Consider the following 15,558-nt stretch of genomic DNA (forward strand, 5'->3'; position numbering starts at 1 on the left):
CCGGGCTACGGCGGTAGCCCGGGAGGAATGCGCTTACAGCACCTGACCCAGCGTCTGACGCAGATGCGCGCCGGAGCCCAGCAGGCCTGGGTTGTCATGCACGATCAGGTAAACCGGGATATCCTGGACATAGGCTTTAAATCGGCCTTTGTCCTCAAAACCGCCGCGGAAGCCGGAGGCTTTAAAGAACTCCAGGAAGCGCGGCACGATGCCGCCGGCGATATACACGCCGCCAAACGTCCCCAGGGTCAGCGCCAGGTTTCCACCGAAGCGCCCCATAATGACGCAGAACAGCGACAGCGCCCGGCGACAGTCGGTGCAGCTATCCGCCAGCGCCCGCTCGGTGACCTCACGCGGCTGCAGGTTCTCCGGCAGTCGACCATCCGATTTGACTATCGCGCGATAGAGGTTGACCAGACCAGGCCCCGAGAGCACGCGTTCTGCGGAGACGTGCCCCAGTTCAGCGCGCAGCTCTTCCAGAATAATGCCCTCTTCTTCACTGTTCGGCGCAAAATCGACATGGCCGCCTTCGCCAGGCAGGCTGACCCAGCGCTTATCAACGTGCACCAGATGGGCTACGCCCAGCCCGGTTCCGGCGCCATAAACGGCGATCGGTTTGCCGGCTACCGGCGCGCTGCCGCCGAACTGAATCAGGTGCTCAGCTTTCAGCATCGGGATGGCCATTGAAACGGCGGTGAAATCGTTAATAATCTCCAGGTGCGCAAAGCCAAGGTTGCGCTTCATCTCAGCGATGGAGAAGGCCCAGGTATGGTTGGTCATCGCCACCCAGTCGCCGGTGATCGGGCAAGCGATGGCGATACAGCCTTCGCTGACGGTCACCTGATGCTCCTCGAGATAGACGCGCACCACAGCCTCCAGACTGGGGTAATCGAGCCCGGAATAGGTCTTTGCACGAGAGATCTCTCCGCTCGCCAGATCACACAGCGCCAGGCGGGCGTTGGTCCCCCCGACATCTCCTACTAAAGCAAATTTTGTCATTCCGTTACGGCTCCGCTAAAGTCAAAATAAATCTTTTGGCACACTGTAAATTCATGGCGGCTTAACAACAACGTCCAACTCGCGGACGCCCCTTGTTTAGCGACACAGGTCACATTTAGTTTGTAATCAATGCAAAGTAGCCTATTAACGAGGCCACGGGTATCAGACGCCGCCTTAACTTTATCGTTTCAGCACCATTTGCATCGACGATCCCCGTCGACAAAGGCAAAGTAGTGCTCCTGAACTTTAACAAGGACATTTTCATGCTCCATCCTCGCGCCAGAACAATGCTGATCCTGTCGGTGCCAGCTATCCTGATTGGCATCGCCTCCAGTTTGATCCTGATCGGCGCGATGAAAGTTGCCGCGTTGCTGCAGCGCTTCCTGTGGAGCAATCTGCCTGTGCAGTTTGGGGTGAGCGCCGACAACCCGCTGTGGATCATCGCCATTCTCACGGCGACGGGGATCGCGGTGGGCCTGGTCGTCCGTTACAGCCCGGGGCACGCCGGGCCGGACCCGGCGACCGAGTCGTTAATCGGCGCGCCTATTGCCACCGGCGCGCTGCCCGGGCTGCTGGCGGCGCTGATCCTTGGCCTCGCCGGCGGCGTCAGCCTGGGCCCGGAGCATCCAATTATGGTGGTGAATATTGCGCTGGCCGTCGCCGTCGGCTCCCGACTGTTCCCCCGGGTCAGCTCTCTGGACTGGACCATTCTCGCGGCCTCAGGCACCATCGGCGCCCTCTTCGGCACCCCGGTGGCCGCCGCGCTGATTTTTTCGCAAACCCTGAACAGCAGCAACGAGTCGCCGCTGTGGGATCGTCTGTTTGCCCCGATGCTTGCCGCCGCCGCGGGCGCGCTGACGACCGGGCTGTTTTTCCACCCCCACTTCACGCTGCCGATCGCGCACTATAGCCAGATGCACTTCGTCGATATCGTCAGCGGCATGATCGTCGCCCTGATCGCTATCGCTGTCGGTATGGTCGCCGTCTGGTGTCTGCCGCGCCTGCACACGCTGATGCATCGCCTGAAAAACCCAATCCTGACGCTGGGCCTCGGCGGCTTGCTGTTAGGGATCCTTGGAACCATTGGCGGACATTTAACGCTGTTTAAGGGGCTGGATGAGATGCAGCAGTTGGCCTTCAGCCAGACGCTGACCGCCTCGGATTATCTGCTCATTGCGCTGGTCAAACTGGCTGCGCTGGTTCTCGCCTCGGCCTGCGGCTTTCGCGGCGGGCGGATTTTCCCCGCGGTCTTCGTCGGCGTGGCGCTGGGGCTGATGCTGCATGCCCACGTGGACGCCGTGCCGGCGGCAATTACCGTCTCCTGCGCGATCCTCGGCATGGTGCTGGTCGTCACCCGCGACGGCTGGCTGAGCCTGTTTATGGCCGCTGTGGTGGTTCCGGACACCACGCTGCTGCCGCTGCTGTGCATTGTGATGCTCCCGGCCTGGCTGCTGCTGGCCGGGAGGCCCTTAATGATTGCCAGACACCATACCGACTAAACGCGGCTGTTTCGTTCCTCCAGCGCCTGCGTCACCGCGCGCAGGAAATCGGGGATATCCATTTTCGGCAGCATCACTTCCACCAGGGTGAGAGTATCGGAGGTGATACTCTCCGCCATCGCCTCCCGTAGCTCAGCAGTGTGCGTAACCCGCCAGCAGCGCGAGGCAACGTCCGGGGCGAAGGCTTCCGGCAGGCGCCGCCAGTCCCACAGGGCAATATCATTGTAGCGCTGCTCCGGACCGTGAATCGCCCGTTCTACGGTATACCCTTCGTTATTAAGCAGCAGAATAAGCGGCTTTTGTTTATCGCGCAGCATAGAGCCCATTTCCTGAATCGTCAGCTGGGCGGCGCCATCGCCGACGATCAGCACCACCCGCCGCTCTGCCGCCGCGGTTTGCGCGCCATAGGCGGCCGGGAGGGTAAAACCAATCGATCCCCACAGCGGCTGGACGATCAGCGATGCCTCAGAGGGGAGCTTAAGCGCCGCGATGCCAAATGCCGCCGTCCCCTGATCGGCGAGGATAATATCGCCGGGGCGCAGCGCATCCTGCACTGTCGACCAGAAATTCTTCTGGGTTAACTCGCCTTCGCCCTCCTCTTCCACTTCCGGCGCCACGACCTGAGGCGCCGCCCACTCCGCCGCCAGCGGTGCGGAAAGGGACATCAGCGCAGCCAGGGCTTGATCCATCGGCACGCCGCTGAACCAGTGATCGCCCACCCTGACCGCGAAAGGCTGGATCTCAATGGTCTTCTCCCGCGCCAGATGCTGGGTGAATCCTGCGGTGATAGTGTCGGTGAAGCGCGTCCCAATGCAGATGATGGTGTCGGCGTTTTCGATAGCCTCCCGGGTCTGCGGCGCGCTGGCGATGCCGCTGTAGGTGCCGACAAAACCTCTCTGCTGCTCATCGAACAGCCCCTTGCCCATGAGCATGGTGGCGTGGGCGACGGGGGTTTTCGCTACCCACTCCCGGAGCGTGTTCTGCAGGCCATAGCGTTGCGCGAGGAAGTCCGCCAGCAGGGAAATGCGTCGACTGCCCCGCAGCAGGCGGCTGGCATGTTCGCAGAATCCGGCGAGCTGGTTTTGATCCGCCGGAGCGGCCTCCACCAGCAAGCGCTGCGCTGGGGCAATCGCTGCCGCTCTGGCGACATCGGCCGGCAACATCAGATAGCCAGGTCGATGATGCGTCAGCATATCGCGCAGAACACGGTCGATCTCATGGCAGGCGTTGCCAGCGGTCAGCAGCGCCTGGCTACAGGTGATCTGCTCGCTCATTCGCGCAAAATGGCGGAAATCGCCGTCACCCAGGGTGTGATGCAGCAGTTCGCCGCGCTGCTGAGCGCCAGTGGAGGGCGCACCGACGATATGTAATACCGGAATATGCTCCGCATAGCTTCCCGCCACGCCGTTCAGGGCGCTTAGTTCGCCGACGCCGTAGGTTGTTAGTAACGCGCCGGCCCCCTTAATGCGTGCATAACCGTCAGCAGCATAGGCCGCATTCAGCTCGTTGGCGCAGCCGACCCACCCCAAGGCGCTGTGCGCGATGACGCGATCGAGAAACTGTAAGTTGTAATCTCCTGGTACGCCGAACAAGCGGTCAATACCGCAGTCAACAAGGCGATCCAGCAGATAATCCCCAATAGTGTAGGTCGGTTGCATGTCCATTATCCTCATTTTGGTGCAGGTGTAATTTGAGTATTGAATAAGCGATCCGCCTGTCCAGAAGGGGGACGATAAAGCCGGTGTAAAGCAATAGTTACGCCTAAAAAGCGGTGTACTCCACGCAAAACATTGATTAGTGTAAACGTATACACACCTTGTTTTATCTGTGGAGGAAGAATGGTTTACCAGGCAAGCACCACGCGATATCAAACGATGGCCTATCGTCGCTGCGGGAGCAGCGGCCTTCAGCTCCCGGCTATTTCTCTCGGTCTGTGGCATAACTTTGGCGATGAAACGCGGGTGGAAACCAGCCGGCAGATGCTCCTGCACGCGTTTGACCTCGGCATTACCCATTTCGACCTGGCCAATAATTATGGGCCGCCGCCGGGCTCGGCGGAGAGCAATTTTGGCCGCATCCTTAAAGAGGCCCTCCTGCCCTATCGCGATGAGTTGATCATCTCCACCAAAGCGGGTTACACCATGTGGGACGGCCCTTACGGCGACTGGGGTTCACGCAAATACCTGGTGGCCAGTCTGAACCAGAGCCTGCGGCGCATGGGGCTGGAGTATGTCGATATTTTTTATCATCACCGCCCGGACCCGGAGACACCGCTGACGGAAACGATGCGCGCGCTCGATCATCTTGTCCGCCAGGGTAAAGCGTTGTACGTCGGCCTCTCTAACTATCCGCTCGCCCAGGCGCGAGAAGCGGTGAAAATCCTTAACGACCTCGGCACCCCCTGCGTCATTCACCAGCCTCGCTACTCCATGTTTGAACGCGGTGTGGAAGAGGGATTACTGGATTTTTTGCAGACCGAAGGGGTGGGAAGTATAGCGTTTTCACCGCTGTCCGGCGGCCAGCTAACCGACCGCTATCTTAACGGCATTCCGGCAGACTCACGCGCCGCCAGCAGCAGTCGTTTTCTGCAGCCGGAGCAACTGACCAGCGCCAAATTAGAAAAAATTCGTCAGCTGAATACGCTGGCGGAAGCCCGCGGGCAGAAGCTGTCGCAGATGGCGCTGGCCTGGGTGCTGCGCGAGGAGAAAGTCACCTCCGTGCTGATCGGTGCCAGCAAAACCGCCCAGCTGGATGATGCGGTAGGGATGCTGAAAAACCGTCATTTCAGCGCCGGGGAGTGCGCGGCGATTGATGCCATCCTGGCGCTGTAAAGCAAATGTTACTTTAGCAAAAAGTGCTCTTTTCTGCGCTTTCGGAGTTCGTCCGATGCGATAGGTCTTTACCGGCCCGTAATATCACGTTAACAGGCCGCTTAGGGCCCCGATCGTGAAGGAGAAGAGTATGTTCAGGTCACTGATTCTGGCAGCAGTACTGCTGGCCGCAGCGCCATTAGTCGCTAACGCTGGTGAAATCACCCTGTTGCCATCGATAAAATTACAAATTGGCGATCGTGACAATTACGGTAACTACTGGGACGGTGGCAGCTGGCGCGACCGTGATTACTGGCGTCGTCACTATGAATGGCGTGATAACCGTTGGCATCGTCATGACAACGGCTGGCACAAAGGCTGGTACAAAGGCAGAGATAAAGCCTGGGAGCGCGGCTATCGCGCGGGCTGGAGCGACCGCGACGACCATCGCGGCGGCTGGGGACGAGGTCCCGGCGGACGCGGTCACGGTCATGGACATGGCCATCACTAACAGACGAAAAGGGGAGCCCATCGGCTCCCTTTGCTTTATTCCGCTGCAGGAAGTCATCAATCCACCCCGAGCAGCGATCCCACAATTAACCAGCCGTTCAGGCTCACCACAATGGCGACTATCGCCCAGCCGATGCCTCTCACCCAACGGGTATTCACCAGGTCTCCCATTAGCTTTGCATTGCTGGTAAATATCAGCAGCGGCACCAGGGCAAGCGCAATACCAAAGCTGAGCAACACCTGACTCATCACCAGAATACGCGTTGGATCCAGTCCCAGCAGAATGACGACAAACGACGGCAGCATGGTGACCGCCCGGCGAAACCACAGCGGAATATGAAAGCGGATGAAGCCCTGCATGACCACCTGACCTGCGAGAGTTCCCACCACCGTCGAGGATAAACCTGCAGCGACCAGGCTGAGGCCAAAGATGGTCGCCGCCGCGTGGCTCAGCAGTGGCTCCAGCGTTCTGTAAGCCTGATCGAGATCGGCGACGCCGGTATGGCCGTTGAAGTGGAATGCCGCCGCGGCGGTCGCCATCATCGCCAGGTTAACGAACCCCGCAATGGTCATGGCGATCGCCACATCCCAGCGGGTTGCGTTATAGCGTTCTTTTCGCGTCCCGCCGTGCAGATGCTGGGTAAGCGAGGAGTGTAAGTAGATCACGTGCGGCATAATAGTGGCCCCCAGCACCCCGGCGGCTAAGAATACCGCCTCGCCGTTGGGCAGCGTAGGGATCGCCAGCCCTTTGGTCAGGGGAGCCAGCGCGGGCTGGGAAAAGATCAATTCAACGACATAGGCGACGGCAACAAACAGCAGCAAGCCGCCAATCACCTTCTCCAGCGGTTTTTGCCCGCGCCGCTGCAGCATCAGGATCAGGAAGGTCGCCGCCCCGGTCAGCACCGCCCCTTGCAGAAGCGATACGCCCAGCACCAGCTTAAAGCCAATCGCAGCGCCGATAAATTCGGCCAGATCGGTGGCCATGGCGATGATTTCCGCCTGTACCCAGTAAAACCACACGACCGGGCGCGGGTAATGGTCGCGGATCTGCTCGGCCAGGTTTTTACCGGTGGCAATGCCCAGTTTGGCAGAGAGCACCTGGATCAGCATCGCCATCAGGTTGGCCCATACTACGACCCACAGCAGCTGATAGCCAAAGCTGGCGCCAGCCTGAATATTCGTGGCGAAATTACCCGGATCGATATAGCCAATGGCAGCGACGAAAGCGGGCCCCATTAAGGCGAGCTTCACCTTGCGCGCGGCGCGACTACTGCTATTCTCAACGCGACTGCTAGTCATCTTCTGCCTCTGGAAATATAGCCTTTGCTATGTTTCATCCTATCAAAATGCGAATGATTATCAAGTTCATTTAGAATGGAGATAATAATTGCTGTGATAGGAGGGAACAATTGCTGGCCGGATATGGAAAAGGGCGTCAGAAAACCCGATCGCGCCAAATATTAAGAGTAGTACAAGAATGCAACTTTTAAAACCTTTACGTAACATAACAAAAGTGGATGTTTGATCACTATTTTTGCCATTGGTCACAGTTCCTTGCAATAGTGTGCAATTGATCTCGTTTTCTTTAAAGCCGTTGCATAGAATGTGCACGGAAATTTAACCTGCCTCATATTTGGAGCAACTATGGACCGCGTCTTGCATTTTGTCCTCGCGATCGTTGTGGTGGCTATACTGGCCCTGTTGGTCAGTCATGACCGTAAAAAGATCCGTATTCGTTATGTTGTTCAACTGCTTGTCATTGAAGTCCTGCTGGCCTGGTTCTTCCTCAACTCCGATATTGGTCTGGGTTTTGTGAAAGGCTTCTCCGAGATGTTTGAAAAACTTCTCGGCTTTGCCAACGAAGGGACAAACTTCGTGTTCGGCAGCATGAACGACAAAGGTCTGGCCTTCTTCTTCCTTAAGGTTCTGTGCCCTATCGTCTTCATTTCCGCTTTGATCGGTATTTTGCAGCATATTCGCATCCTGCCGATTGTTATCCGCGCCATCGGTACCGTGCTGTCGAAAATCAACGGCATGGGCAAACTGGAGTCCTTCAACGCCGTCAGCTCGCTGATCCTCGGCCAGTCGGAAAACTTTATTGCCTATAAAGATATTCTCGGCAAAATGTCGCGCAACCGTATGTACACCATGGCGGCGACCGCGATGTCCACCGTATCGATGTCCATCGTCGGCGCGTATATGACCATGCTGCAGCCGAAGTACGTCGTCGCGGCGCTGGTGCTCAACATGTTCAGCACCTTTATCGTGCTGTCGTTGATTAACCCGTACCGCGTGGAAGAGAGTGAAGAAAATCTGCAGATGTCGAATCTGCACGAAGGTCAAAGCTTCTTCGAGATGCTGGGCGAATACATTCTGGCGGGCTTTAAAGTTGCGATTATCGTGGCGGCGATGCTGATCGGCTTCATCGCGCTGATCTCCGCGCTGAACGCCCTGTTCGCTACCGTGACCGGCTGGTTCGGCTACAGCATCTCCTTCCAGGGGATCCTTGGCTATATCTTCTACCCGGTCGCCTGGGTGATGGGTGTGCCGGCAAGCGAAGCGCTGCAGGTGGGTAGTATTATGGCCACCAAGCTGGTCTCCAATGAATTCGTCGCCATGATGGATCTGCAGAAAATCGCCTCGACGCTCTCCCCGCGTGCGGAAGGCATTATCTCTATATTCCTGGTCTCCTTCGCCAACTTCTCGTCTATCGGCATCATCGCCGGGGCGATTAAAGGTCTGAACGAAGAACAGGGCAACGTGGTTTCACGCTTCGGTCTGAAGCTGGTTTACGGCTCCACGCTGGTCAGCGTACTGTCTGCTTCAATTGCGGCTCTGGTTCTGTAACAGGCGCCAGTCCTCTGAGCCGGGCAATGCCCGGCTTTTTTTTACCCGTCATTCGCCCAGCGGCCGGGGCTTGCCCACCAGGTAGCCCTGCAGATAATTCACCCCCAGCTCCAGCAAGCGCGCTTTTTGCGGTTCGCTTTCGACATATTCCGCCACCACGCTCATCTGTTTCGCCCGCGCCATCTCGACAATCGATTTCACCATAATGGCATCCAGCGGGTCAGTGAGGATGTCGCGAACGAAGCAGCCGTCAATCTTGATGATATCGGCCTGCAGATGCTTCAGTCGTTCATAGTTCGCATACCCGGTGCCAAAGTCATCAATGGCGATGGCACAGCCAAACGCGCGCAGCGCTTCAAGATTTTGCTGGCTGATGTCGGCATTGGAAAAGGCCTGCTCTTCAGTGACTTCAATAGTGATAAGGCCTGGTGAGACCGCATAGCGTTGAAACAGCGCGATAATCTGCGCGGCGCTGTCCTTTTGCATTAGAGTTGCAGGCAGCAGATTGACCGAGAATCGCTGGCCAGGGTGCTGATGAAGCACGCTGAACAAGGTCTCCAGCACCAGCATGTCGAAACGTTGGCTGAGGTTAAACTGCACAATCAACGGGATAAACTGATCGGGCATAATGACGCTATCGCCACAGCGCATGCGGGTGAGGATCTCATGATATCCCTCCCCTTCCCTGTTCTGAATCGGCTGCGCATAGAGCATCAGCGCCCGCTCTTTGAGCACCTGCTTGACGCGCATGAGGAGGCGCACCTGCTCGGTGGTTTGATCCACCACCAGCTCCTGCTCCTCATCCAGGGCCAGCACCCGACGTTCGCTACCCGCCTGTTCGGAAAGCCAGCTTAGCTGACCCAGCATCTGGTGAAGTCCCTCGCGCTGACCGTCGTCGCGGCCCCAGGCCGCGCCAAACTCCAGATCCAGCGGCTGATTGTGCCAGCTGAATTTTTTGTGATTGAGAACCGCGACCATATGATGCAAACGGGACGAAGGCTCCGGTCCGTCAAGCACGAGGATTAGTTCGCTGCCCGGCACCTGGAAAACTTTATCCGTCGCCCCCAGCAGCGGTTGCAACGCCCGAATAATCTGCCGTTTACAGTCCACCCCCATCATCAGGCCATAATGCCTGCTGAGAAAGTCGAGATTATGAATACGCAGGCTGCAGATAACCTGCTGCGGACAGCTCTGTAAATGGCTCTCCAGCGCGCGCAGGTTAGGCAAGCCAGTCAGCGGATCTTCTTCCGCCTGACTACGCCAGCGGCGTTTATTGCGGTCGCTACGGGCATAGGTGTCTGCCATATAAAACAAACAGATAGTAAAGGAGATCAGCACTGAGAGCACAAAGGATAATGAATACTCGCTTTGGACGCCCTGGAGAAAGTTTTTGTTATACACCACCAGTAAAAAAGCCGAGACCGACCATGAAATACGCAGCAGCGCATGACCAATTCGGCTAATCCCGATAAAGTAGACGATAAAAATCACCGGAACTAAATAACCGGCAATAAATTCAGACTGATACGGCGCACACAATAGCGTTAATATCACCGCCAGCGCAATAAACCAATATAGCGTAAAGGAACGATATTTTGCTGCCAGCCACGGTAAACATTCCTGCCGCCAGAAACGTCGGGCGTAGCGTGGATTGATAATCATCCGCATTGGATAATATAAAAAAGTGGTAAAAATTAATGCCGCGCTGATTAAACTTTGAATATCTATTACGGTATAAATCAATGGCATACTGCCAAAATAGCTGGTAATAGATAAGGGAAAAGCAAAATATTGCCCGGCAAGGTACATGGTGAGTTTCAGCAGCACCGGCGCGAAGAAGCCGCCCCAGAAGATCCGCGCTCCCATATGTTTTGCCGTCGGGCCACAGCGCCAGCGCTTACCCACCATCAGTCTTAGAATAGCGCAGGAGAAGAACACCGCAAACAGCTGACAAAAGAGTAAGATAAGCGCCTGCGGTAGCGTTAATTTAATAAGAAAGCAATTGGTGATGGCAAATGCGAGGATTAATGGCGCAATCGCATAGCGGCCAAAGATAAAAATAACAGAAAACATCACGCTAATGGGCAGCCAGGCAATATAAATAAGATTGCCATCAATAACCGTTTGCGGTGAAATAAAACGAGCCAGCGGAATAGCGACTAAACAGACGATAAAGGCCAACAGAGTTTTTTTGATATTAATGTTAATTTTATCAACCATTATTGTTAATTAAAACTCCGGCAACCTCATTACGTTTAATGGGGGAAATGTTATGTTGCTTATTTAGGGCAGGCAAGGTGATTTATCAGGAAAAAGTCTGAAATTACTTTCGATTTTAATTGCTGGAGATTAACTGACTTAAGCAGAAAATGCTTTACATGAAAATAGATAAAAACAAAAACCCCCGCCGAAGCGAGGGTTCTGAATTTTGGTGGAGCTAAGCGGGATCGAACCGCTGACCTCTTGCATGCCATGCAAGCGCTCTCCCAGCTGAGCTATAGCCCCACAGGACCTCTTTACGAACCAAATCCGCTGGGTGCAGAATTTGGTGGAGCTAAGCGGGATCGAACCGCTGACCTCTTGCATGCCATGCAAGCGCTCTCCCAGCTGAGCTATAGCCCCGTAACGTAAAGCGTGTCGTGTTGACGGGCGGCATAATATGAATTCCTCGCTCAGGTGTCAACGGCAAAATTATCCTTCTCGATTCAATCGCTGAAAAAGCAGGCAACCTGCTGACATTGCGAGCCTTATCGCAGCCAGAAGTTAAACAGGTCACCTTTTCCAGTAAAAGGATGCTATAACATGGGCAGCTAATTCCCATACATTTACTCAGGAAATAGTATGCTCAAGGAACGAATGACACCTGAAGAAATCGCCCATCTGACCGGCTACAGTCGGCAAACTATCAATAAGTGGGTGCGGAAAGAAGGCTGGCAGACCTCTCCGCGGCCTGGCGTCCAGGGCGGCAAGGCGCGCCTGGTCCATGTCAATGAGCAAGTCAGGGAGTTTATCCGCAGCGCCCAGCGCGTGGCGGAGACGCCCGGCACCTATTCTCCCCACGACAGCGATCTGGAATCGCTGCTGCTGACCCTCTGTAAAGAACTCACCCCCAGCGAGCAGAAGCAGCTTATGTCGCTGTTGCTGCGCGAGGGGATCACCGGGTTACTGCTTCGGTTAGGGATCCGCGATCGGTAAACCATGATGAAACTAAAAGATAAAATGACGCCCGCAGAGCTTGCCGACTGCCTGGGGCTGGCCAGACAAACGATCAATCGCTGGGTTCGGGAGAAGAAATGGCGCACAGAAGCGATACCCGGCGTTAAAGGGGGACGAGCGCGACTGGTGGTCATCGACCAACCGGTGCGTGAGTTTTTGACTAACATTCCCGCCAGACGCCATCTGTTTAGCGACAATCATCTCGCGGAATCGCCAGGCGCTTACCTGGTCAATGAGGCGGACGCGATCTGGCGGCAAATCACAGAAACCCTGCAACTGATGACTCCGGCAGAACAGCTGCAGCTCCGCGACTTGCTGGCCCGGGAAGGGATTAGCGGTTTTCTTGCCCGCCTCGGCATCGCCAGCCCGGCGTAACAGACAAAAAAAACGGCAGGAGTATATCCTGCCGTTATATCATCTACGTCCCCGTCAGGACGCCTGGCCTTCGCGCTCAGCGATAAAAGCCAGCGCTTTATTGATACGCTCTACGCTACGGGACTTGCCGATTGCATGGACGGTTACGTCAAGCGCAGGAGACTGCCCAGCACCGGTAACGGCCACGCGCAGCGGCATACCGACTTTACCCATGCCCACTTCCAGCTCATCAGCGGTCGCCTGAATCGCGTGGTGGACGTTTTCCGCCGTCCAGTCGCTAATCGCCGCCAGCTTGTCGCGGACGACTTCCAGCGGCTGACGCGCTACCGGACGCAGATGTTTCTTCGCCGCGTCGGCGTCGAACTCAGCGAACTCTTCATAGAAGTAGCGGCAGCTCTGGGCAATCTCTTTCAGCGTTTTGCAACGCTCGCCCAGCAGCTTCACCAACTCGGCCAGCTGCGGACCGTTGCGGGTATCGATATTTTCCTGCTCGATATGCCACTGCAGATGGGTCGCCACATACTCCGCCGGCAGAGTATTGATGTAATGATGGTTCAGCCACAGCAGCTTGTCGGTGTTGAACGCACTGGCGGATTTGCTGACCGCCCCCAGCGAGAAGAACTCGATCATCTCTTCGCGGGTGAAGATCTCCTGATCGCCATGGGACCAGCCCAGACGCACCAGATAGTTAAGCAACGCTTCCGGCAGGTAGCCATCGTCGCGATACTGCATCACGCTGACCGCCCCGTGGCGCTTGGAGAGTTTCTTGCCATCGTCGCCGTTAATCATCGATACGTGCGCGTATACCGGCACCGGCGCGTTCAGCGCTTTAAGGATGTTGATCTGGCGCGGCGTGTTATTGATATGATCTTCACCACGGATCACGTGGGTGATCGCCATGTCCCAGTCATCCACGACGACGCAGAAGTTGTAGGTCGGGGAACCATCGGTACGGCGAATGATCAGATCGTCCAGCTCCTGGTTGCTGAACTCGATAGGTCCGCGGATCTGATCGTCAAAAATAACTGACCCTTCCTGCGGGTTGGCGAAACGCACCACGCACGGCTCATCGTCGGCATGATGCTCGTGGCTATGGCGGCAGCGGCCATCGTAACGCGGCTTCTCACCGTTCGCCATCTGCTCTTCGCGCAACGCTTCCAGACGCTCTTTCGAGCAATAGCATTTATAAGCGGTACCGGCTTCCAGCATCTCATCGATCACGTTGTTATAACGATCGAAACGTTTGGTCTGGTAATAGGGACCTTCGTCCCATTGCAGATTCAGCCAGTTCATGCCATCCATGATGGCTTCAATTGCTTCCGGGGTGGAGCGTTCGAGATCGGTGTCTTCAATACGCAGTACAAACTCACCGCCGTGGTTACGGGCAAAAAGCCAGGAATAGAGAGCAGTACGCGCACCGCCAACGTGCAGATAGCCGGTTGGGCTTGGCGCGAAGCGAGTTTTGATTTTCATGAATTGGCCTTACGTTTAATAAAGATGCCGATAGACGGCAATGTCCGGTGGAAATTATGGGTCAATATTCTAACACCGTGGGCTGATTCCTCAATGTTGTTCCCGTCGGAACGTCGCGGTTTACCATTTTTGTTTATAAATCATGCTATGACGCCGGTTTTACGATCGCTTTGTTTAATTTTACGACGAACGAACGAATTCTTTAGAAAAGGCGTTGACTCATTTTCAACTCTCCCTATAATGCGACTCCACACAGCGGGGGTGATTAGCTCAGCTGGGAGAGCACCTCCCTTACAAGGAGGGGGTCGGCGGTTCGATCCCGTCATCACCCACCACTACTTAACGTAGTCTCCGCCGTGTAGAACAGAAAATTGAGAAGTGGGTGATTAGCTCAGCTGGGAGAGCACCTCCCTTACAAGGAGGGGGTCGGCGGTTCGATCCCGTCATCACCCACCAATTTCTCGCCAGCTGGATTTTCTGTCAAAATGTGAAGTACCGAAGTGGGTGATTAGCTCAGCTGGGAGAGCACCTCCCTTACAAGGAGGGGGTCGGCGGTTCGATCCCGTCATCACCCACCACTTCGGGTCGTTAGCTCAGTTGGTAGAGCAGTTGACTTTTAATCAATTGGTCGCAGGTTCGAATCCTGCACGACCCACCAATGTAAAAAGGCGCCCTAAAGGCGCCTTTTTGCTATGCGCCGAACTCAACGATTCGAACCTGCAGCAGGTTCGGGTCGAACGCAGTGAGACAACGGAGCCGCTTGCGGCGACGGCCCGAAGGGCGAGGCGAAGTCGAGTCATCCTGCACGACCCACCAGTGTAAAAAGGCGCCCTAAAGGCGCCTTTTTGCTATGCGTGGAACACAGCCCCGGCCACGAGCTTCCCCGTGGCGATAAACCGCGATCAACGCTGATACAGCGGATCTTCAACCCTGGCGGCGGTGAGATTGCCCCCTTCTTCTCGCACGATTTCCCATAACGCCTGGGCGGCGGTCGACAGCGAGCGGTTTTTCCGGCATGCCAGCATCAGCTGCCGCTCCATTACCGGAGTCAGTCGCTTCACCGCCAGATGGCTTCCCTGCGGTAACGGCAGCGCCAGCGCCGGCAGTACGCTGATGCCAATTCCCGACTCCACCATCGGAAACAACGTTGCCGGATGGCCAATCTCCTGCACAATGTTCGCCCGGACAGCCAGCCTGCTGAGCGCCGCATCAATCAGCGGACGGCTGCCGGAAGCATAGTCCTGCAGGATCAGTCTCTCATTCTGTAGCGCCTGCCACGGCACTTCAGTCAGGCTGGCAAAAGGATGATCCTCCCGGCAGAGCAGCAAAAAAGGTTCCGCCAGGACTACCTCGCACTGCAGATCGGCCGCCGGGCCTGGATCAATCACGATGCCAAAATCCACTTCTCCCTGGCGAATACTCTCCAGGACCCACTGCTGGGGCCGGTCGTGCAGCACAAAATCGATATCAGGATAACGTCGATTACTGTGAGCAATACACTGCGGAATAAGGTGGGCGGAAATCGTCTGACTGGCGGCGACCTTAACGGTGCCACTCAGCTGCTGGCCTACCCGACCGGCATCGCGCAGCGTCACCGCAAGCTCATCGAGCAAACGCTCCAGCCTGCCTGCCAGCTGCTGACCCGCCTCGGTGAGGACCACCTCCCGGGTGGTACGGTCAAGGAGACGGACTCCGGTCTGATGCTCCAGCTCCTTGACGCTGTGGCTGACGGCCGACTGGCTTAAGCCAATCATCTCCCCCGCCCGGCTAAAGCTCCTGGCGCGGGCAACGGTAACGAATACTTTTAACTGACGCAGAGAGTAATTCAT

Annotated in this window: 12 protein-coding genes, 6 tRNA genes and 1 other RNA gene; 11 read left to right on the top strand and 8 right to left on the bottom strand. The window is 56.3% G+C overall.

Annotated elements, in window-relative coordinates:
• Nucleotides 1-33 precede the first annotated feature (33 nt).
• Nucleotides 34-999, bottom strand: a complete 966-nt coding sequence (gene glk / locus ACLEXF_RS09265; RefSeq protein ID WP_004202027.1) for a glucokinase — start codon at nucleotides 997-999, stop codon at nucleotides 34-36.
• Nucleotides 1,000-1,262: 263 nt separating this feature from the next.
• Here glk and ACLEXF_RS09270 point away from each other — a divergent pair, with 263 nt between their 5' ends.
• Nucleotides 1,263-2,498 (top strand): ion channel protein, encoded by a 1,236-nt coding sequence (locus tag ACLEXF_RS09270; RefSeq protein ID WP_023318842.1) that lies wholly within the window; start codon nucleotides 1,263-1,265, stop codon nucleotides 2,496-2,498.
• On the opposite strand, the gene ACLEXF_RS09275 is transcribed toward ACLEXF_RS09270, so the two are convergent.
• Nucleotides 2,495-4,156: an alpha-keto acid decarboxylase family protein gene (locus ACLEXF_RS09275; RefSeq protein WP_004202025.1), complete on the bottom strand. Its 1,662-nt coding sequence runs from the start codon at nucleotides 4,154-4,156 to the stop codon at nucleotides 2,495-2,497. The genes ACLEXF_RS09270 and ACLEXF_RS09275 overlap by 4 nt on opposite strands.
• A 180-nt stretch (nucleotides 4,157-4,336) precedes the next feature.
• Between ACLEXF_RS09275 and ACLEXF_RS09280 the strand changes: the two genes are divergently transcribed.
• Nucleotides 4,337-5,329: an aldo/keto reductase gene (locus ACLEXF_RS09280; protein WP_004202023.1), complete on the top strand. Its 993-nt coding sequence runs from the start codon at nucleotides 4,337-4,339 to the stop codon at nucleotides 5,327-5,329.
• 130 nt (nucleotides 5,330-5,459) lie between these two features.
• Nucleotides 5,460-5,819, top strand: a complete 360-nt coding sequence (locus tag ACLEXF_RS09285) for a DUF2502 domain-containing protein (protein WP_065903341.1) — start codon at nucleotides 5,460-5,462, stop codon at nucleotides 5,817-5,819.
• 56 nt (nucleotides 5,820-5,875) lie between these two features.
• Here the strand turns inward: ACLEXF_RS09285 and ACLEXF_RS09290 are convergent, their stop codons facing one another.
• Nucleotides 5,876-7,117, bottom strand: a complete 1,242-nt coding sequence (locus ACLEXF_RS09290) for an Nramp family divalent metal transporter (protein WP_423265759.1) — start codon at nucleotides 7,115-7,117, stop codon at nucleotides 5,876-5,878.
• A gap of 345 nt (nucleotides 7,118-7,462) precedes the next feature.
• Here ACLEXF_RS09290 and nupC point away from each other — a divergent pair, with 345 nt between their 5' ends.
• Nucleotides 7,463-8,665 (top strand): nucleoside permease NupC, encoded by a 1,203-nt coding sequence (gene nupC, locus ACLEXF_RS09295; protein WP_012540950.1) that lies wholly within the window; start codon nucleotides 7,463-7,465, stop codon nucleotides 8,663-8,665.
• A 48-nt stretch (nucleotides 8,666-8,713) separates the two neighbouring features.
• Here nupC and ACLEXF_RS09300 read toward each other — a convergent pair whose 3' ends face one another.
• From ACLEXF_RS09300 to ACLEXF_RS09310, 3 genes are all read right to left on the bottom strand, one after another.
• Nucleotides 8,714-10,885 carry an EAL domain-containing protein gene (locus ACLEXF_RS09300; RefSeq protein ID WP_017899489.1) on the bottom strand — a complete coding sequence of 724 codons (2,172 nt, stop codon included), beginning with the start codon at nucleotides 10,883-10,885 and terminating at the stop codon, nucleotides 8,714-8,716.
• Between the two features lie 209 nt (nucleotides 10,886-11,094).
• Nucleotides 11,095-11,170: transfer RNA gene (locus tag ACLEXF_RS09305), tRNA-Ala, on the bottom strand.
• A gap of 41 nt (nucleotides 11,171-11,211) precedes the next feature.
• Nucleotides 11,212-11,287: transfer RNA gene (locus ACLEXF_RS09310), tRNA-Ala, on the bottom strand.
• A 219-nt stretch (nucleotides 11,288-11,506) separates the two neighbouring features.
• Between ACLEXF_RS09310 and ACLEXF_RS09315 the strand changes: the two genes are divergently transcribed.
• Nucleotides 11,507-11,860: a YfeC-like transcriptional regulator gene (locus ACLEXF_RS09315; protein ID WP_004202017.1), complete on the top strand. Its 354-nt coding sequence runs from the start codon at nucleotides 11,507-11,509 to the stop codon at nucleotides 11,858-11,860.
• A gap of 3 nt (nucleotides 11,861-11,863) precedes the next feature.
• Nucleotides 11,864-12,256 carry a MerR family transcriptional regulator gene (locus ACLEXF_RS09320; protein ID WP_004202015.1) on the top strand — a complete coding sequence of 131 codons (393 nt, stop codon included), beginning with the start codon at nucleotides 11,864-11,866 and terminating at the stop codon, nucleotides 12,254-12,256.
• A gap of 54 nt (nucleotides 12,257-12,310) precedes the next feature.
• On the opposite strand, the gene gltX is transcribed toward ACLEXF_RS09320, so the two are convergent.
• Nucleotides 12,311-13,729 carry a glutamate--tRNA ligase gene (gltX, locus tag ACLEXF_RS09325; RefSeq protein WP_004202014.1) on the bottom strand — a complete coding sequence of 473 codons (1,419 nt, stop codon included), beginning with the start codon at nucleotides 13,727-13,729 and terminating at the stop codon, nucleotides 12,311-12,313.
• A 259-nt stretch (nucleotides 13,730-13,988) separates the two neighbouring features.
• Here gltX and ACLEXF_RS09330 point away from each other — a divergent pair.
• The 5 genes from ACLEXF_RS09330 (at nucleotide 13,989) to ACLEXF_RS09350 (ending at nucleotide 14,545) form a co-directional block, all read left to right on the top strand.
• A tRNA-Val gene (locus tag ACLEXF_RS09330) sits at nucleotides 13,989-14,064 on the top strand.
• Between the two features lie 45 nt (nucleotides 14,065-14,109).
• Nucleotides 14,110-14,185, top strand: a tRNA-Val gene (locus tag ACLEXF_RS09335).
• A gap of 46 nt (nucleotides 14,186-14,231) precedes the next feature.
• A tRNA-Val gene (locus tag ACLEXF_RS09340) sits at nucleotides 14,232-14,307 on the top strand.
• Between the two features lie 4 nt (nucleotides 14,308-14,311).
• Nucleotides 14,312-14,387, top strand: a tRNA-Lys gene (locus ACLEXF_RS09345).
• A gap of 22 nt (nucleotides 14,388-14,409) precedes the next feature.
• Nucleotides 14,410-14,545: non-coding RNA, RtT sRNA (locus ACLEXF_RS09350), on the top strand.
• A gap of 86 nt (nucleotides 14,546-14,631) precedes the next feature.
• On the opposite strand, the gene ACLEXF_RS09355 is transcribed toward ACLEXF_RS09350, so the two are convergent.
• Nucleotides 14,632-15,558, bottom strand: coding sequence for a LysR family transcriptional regulator (locus tag ACLEXF_RS09355; RefSeq protein ID WP_004202013.1), 927 nt, complete (start codon nucleotides 15,556-15,558; stop codon nucleotides 14,632-14,634).

Source organism: Klebsiella pneumoniae complex sp. WS1778 (genome assembly GCF_049472055.1).
Lineage (GTDB): Bacteria > Pseudomonadota > Gammaproteobacteria > Enterobacterales > Enterobacteriaceae > Klebsiella > Klebsiella quasipneumoniae.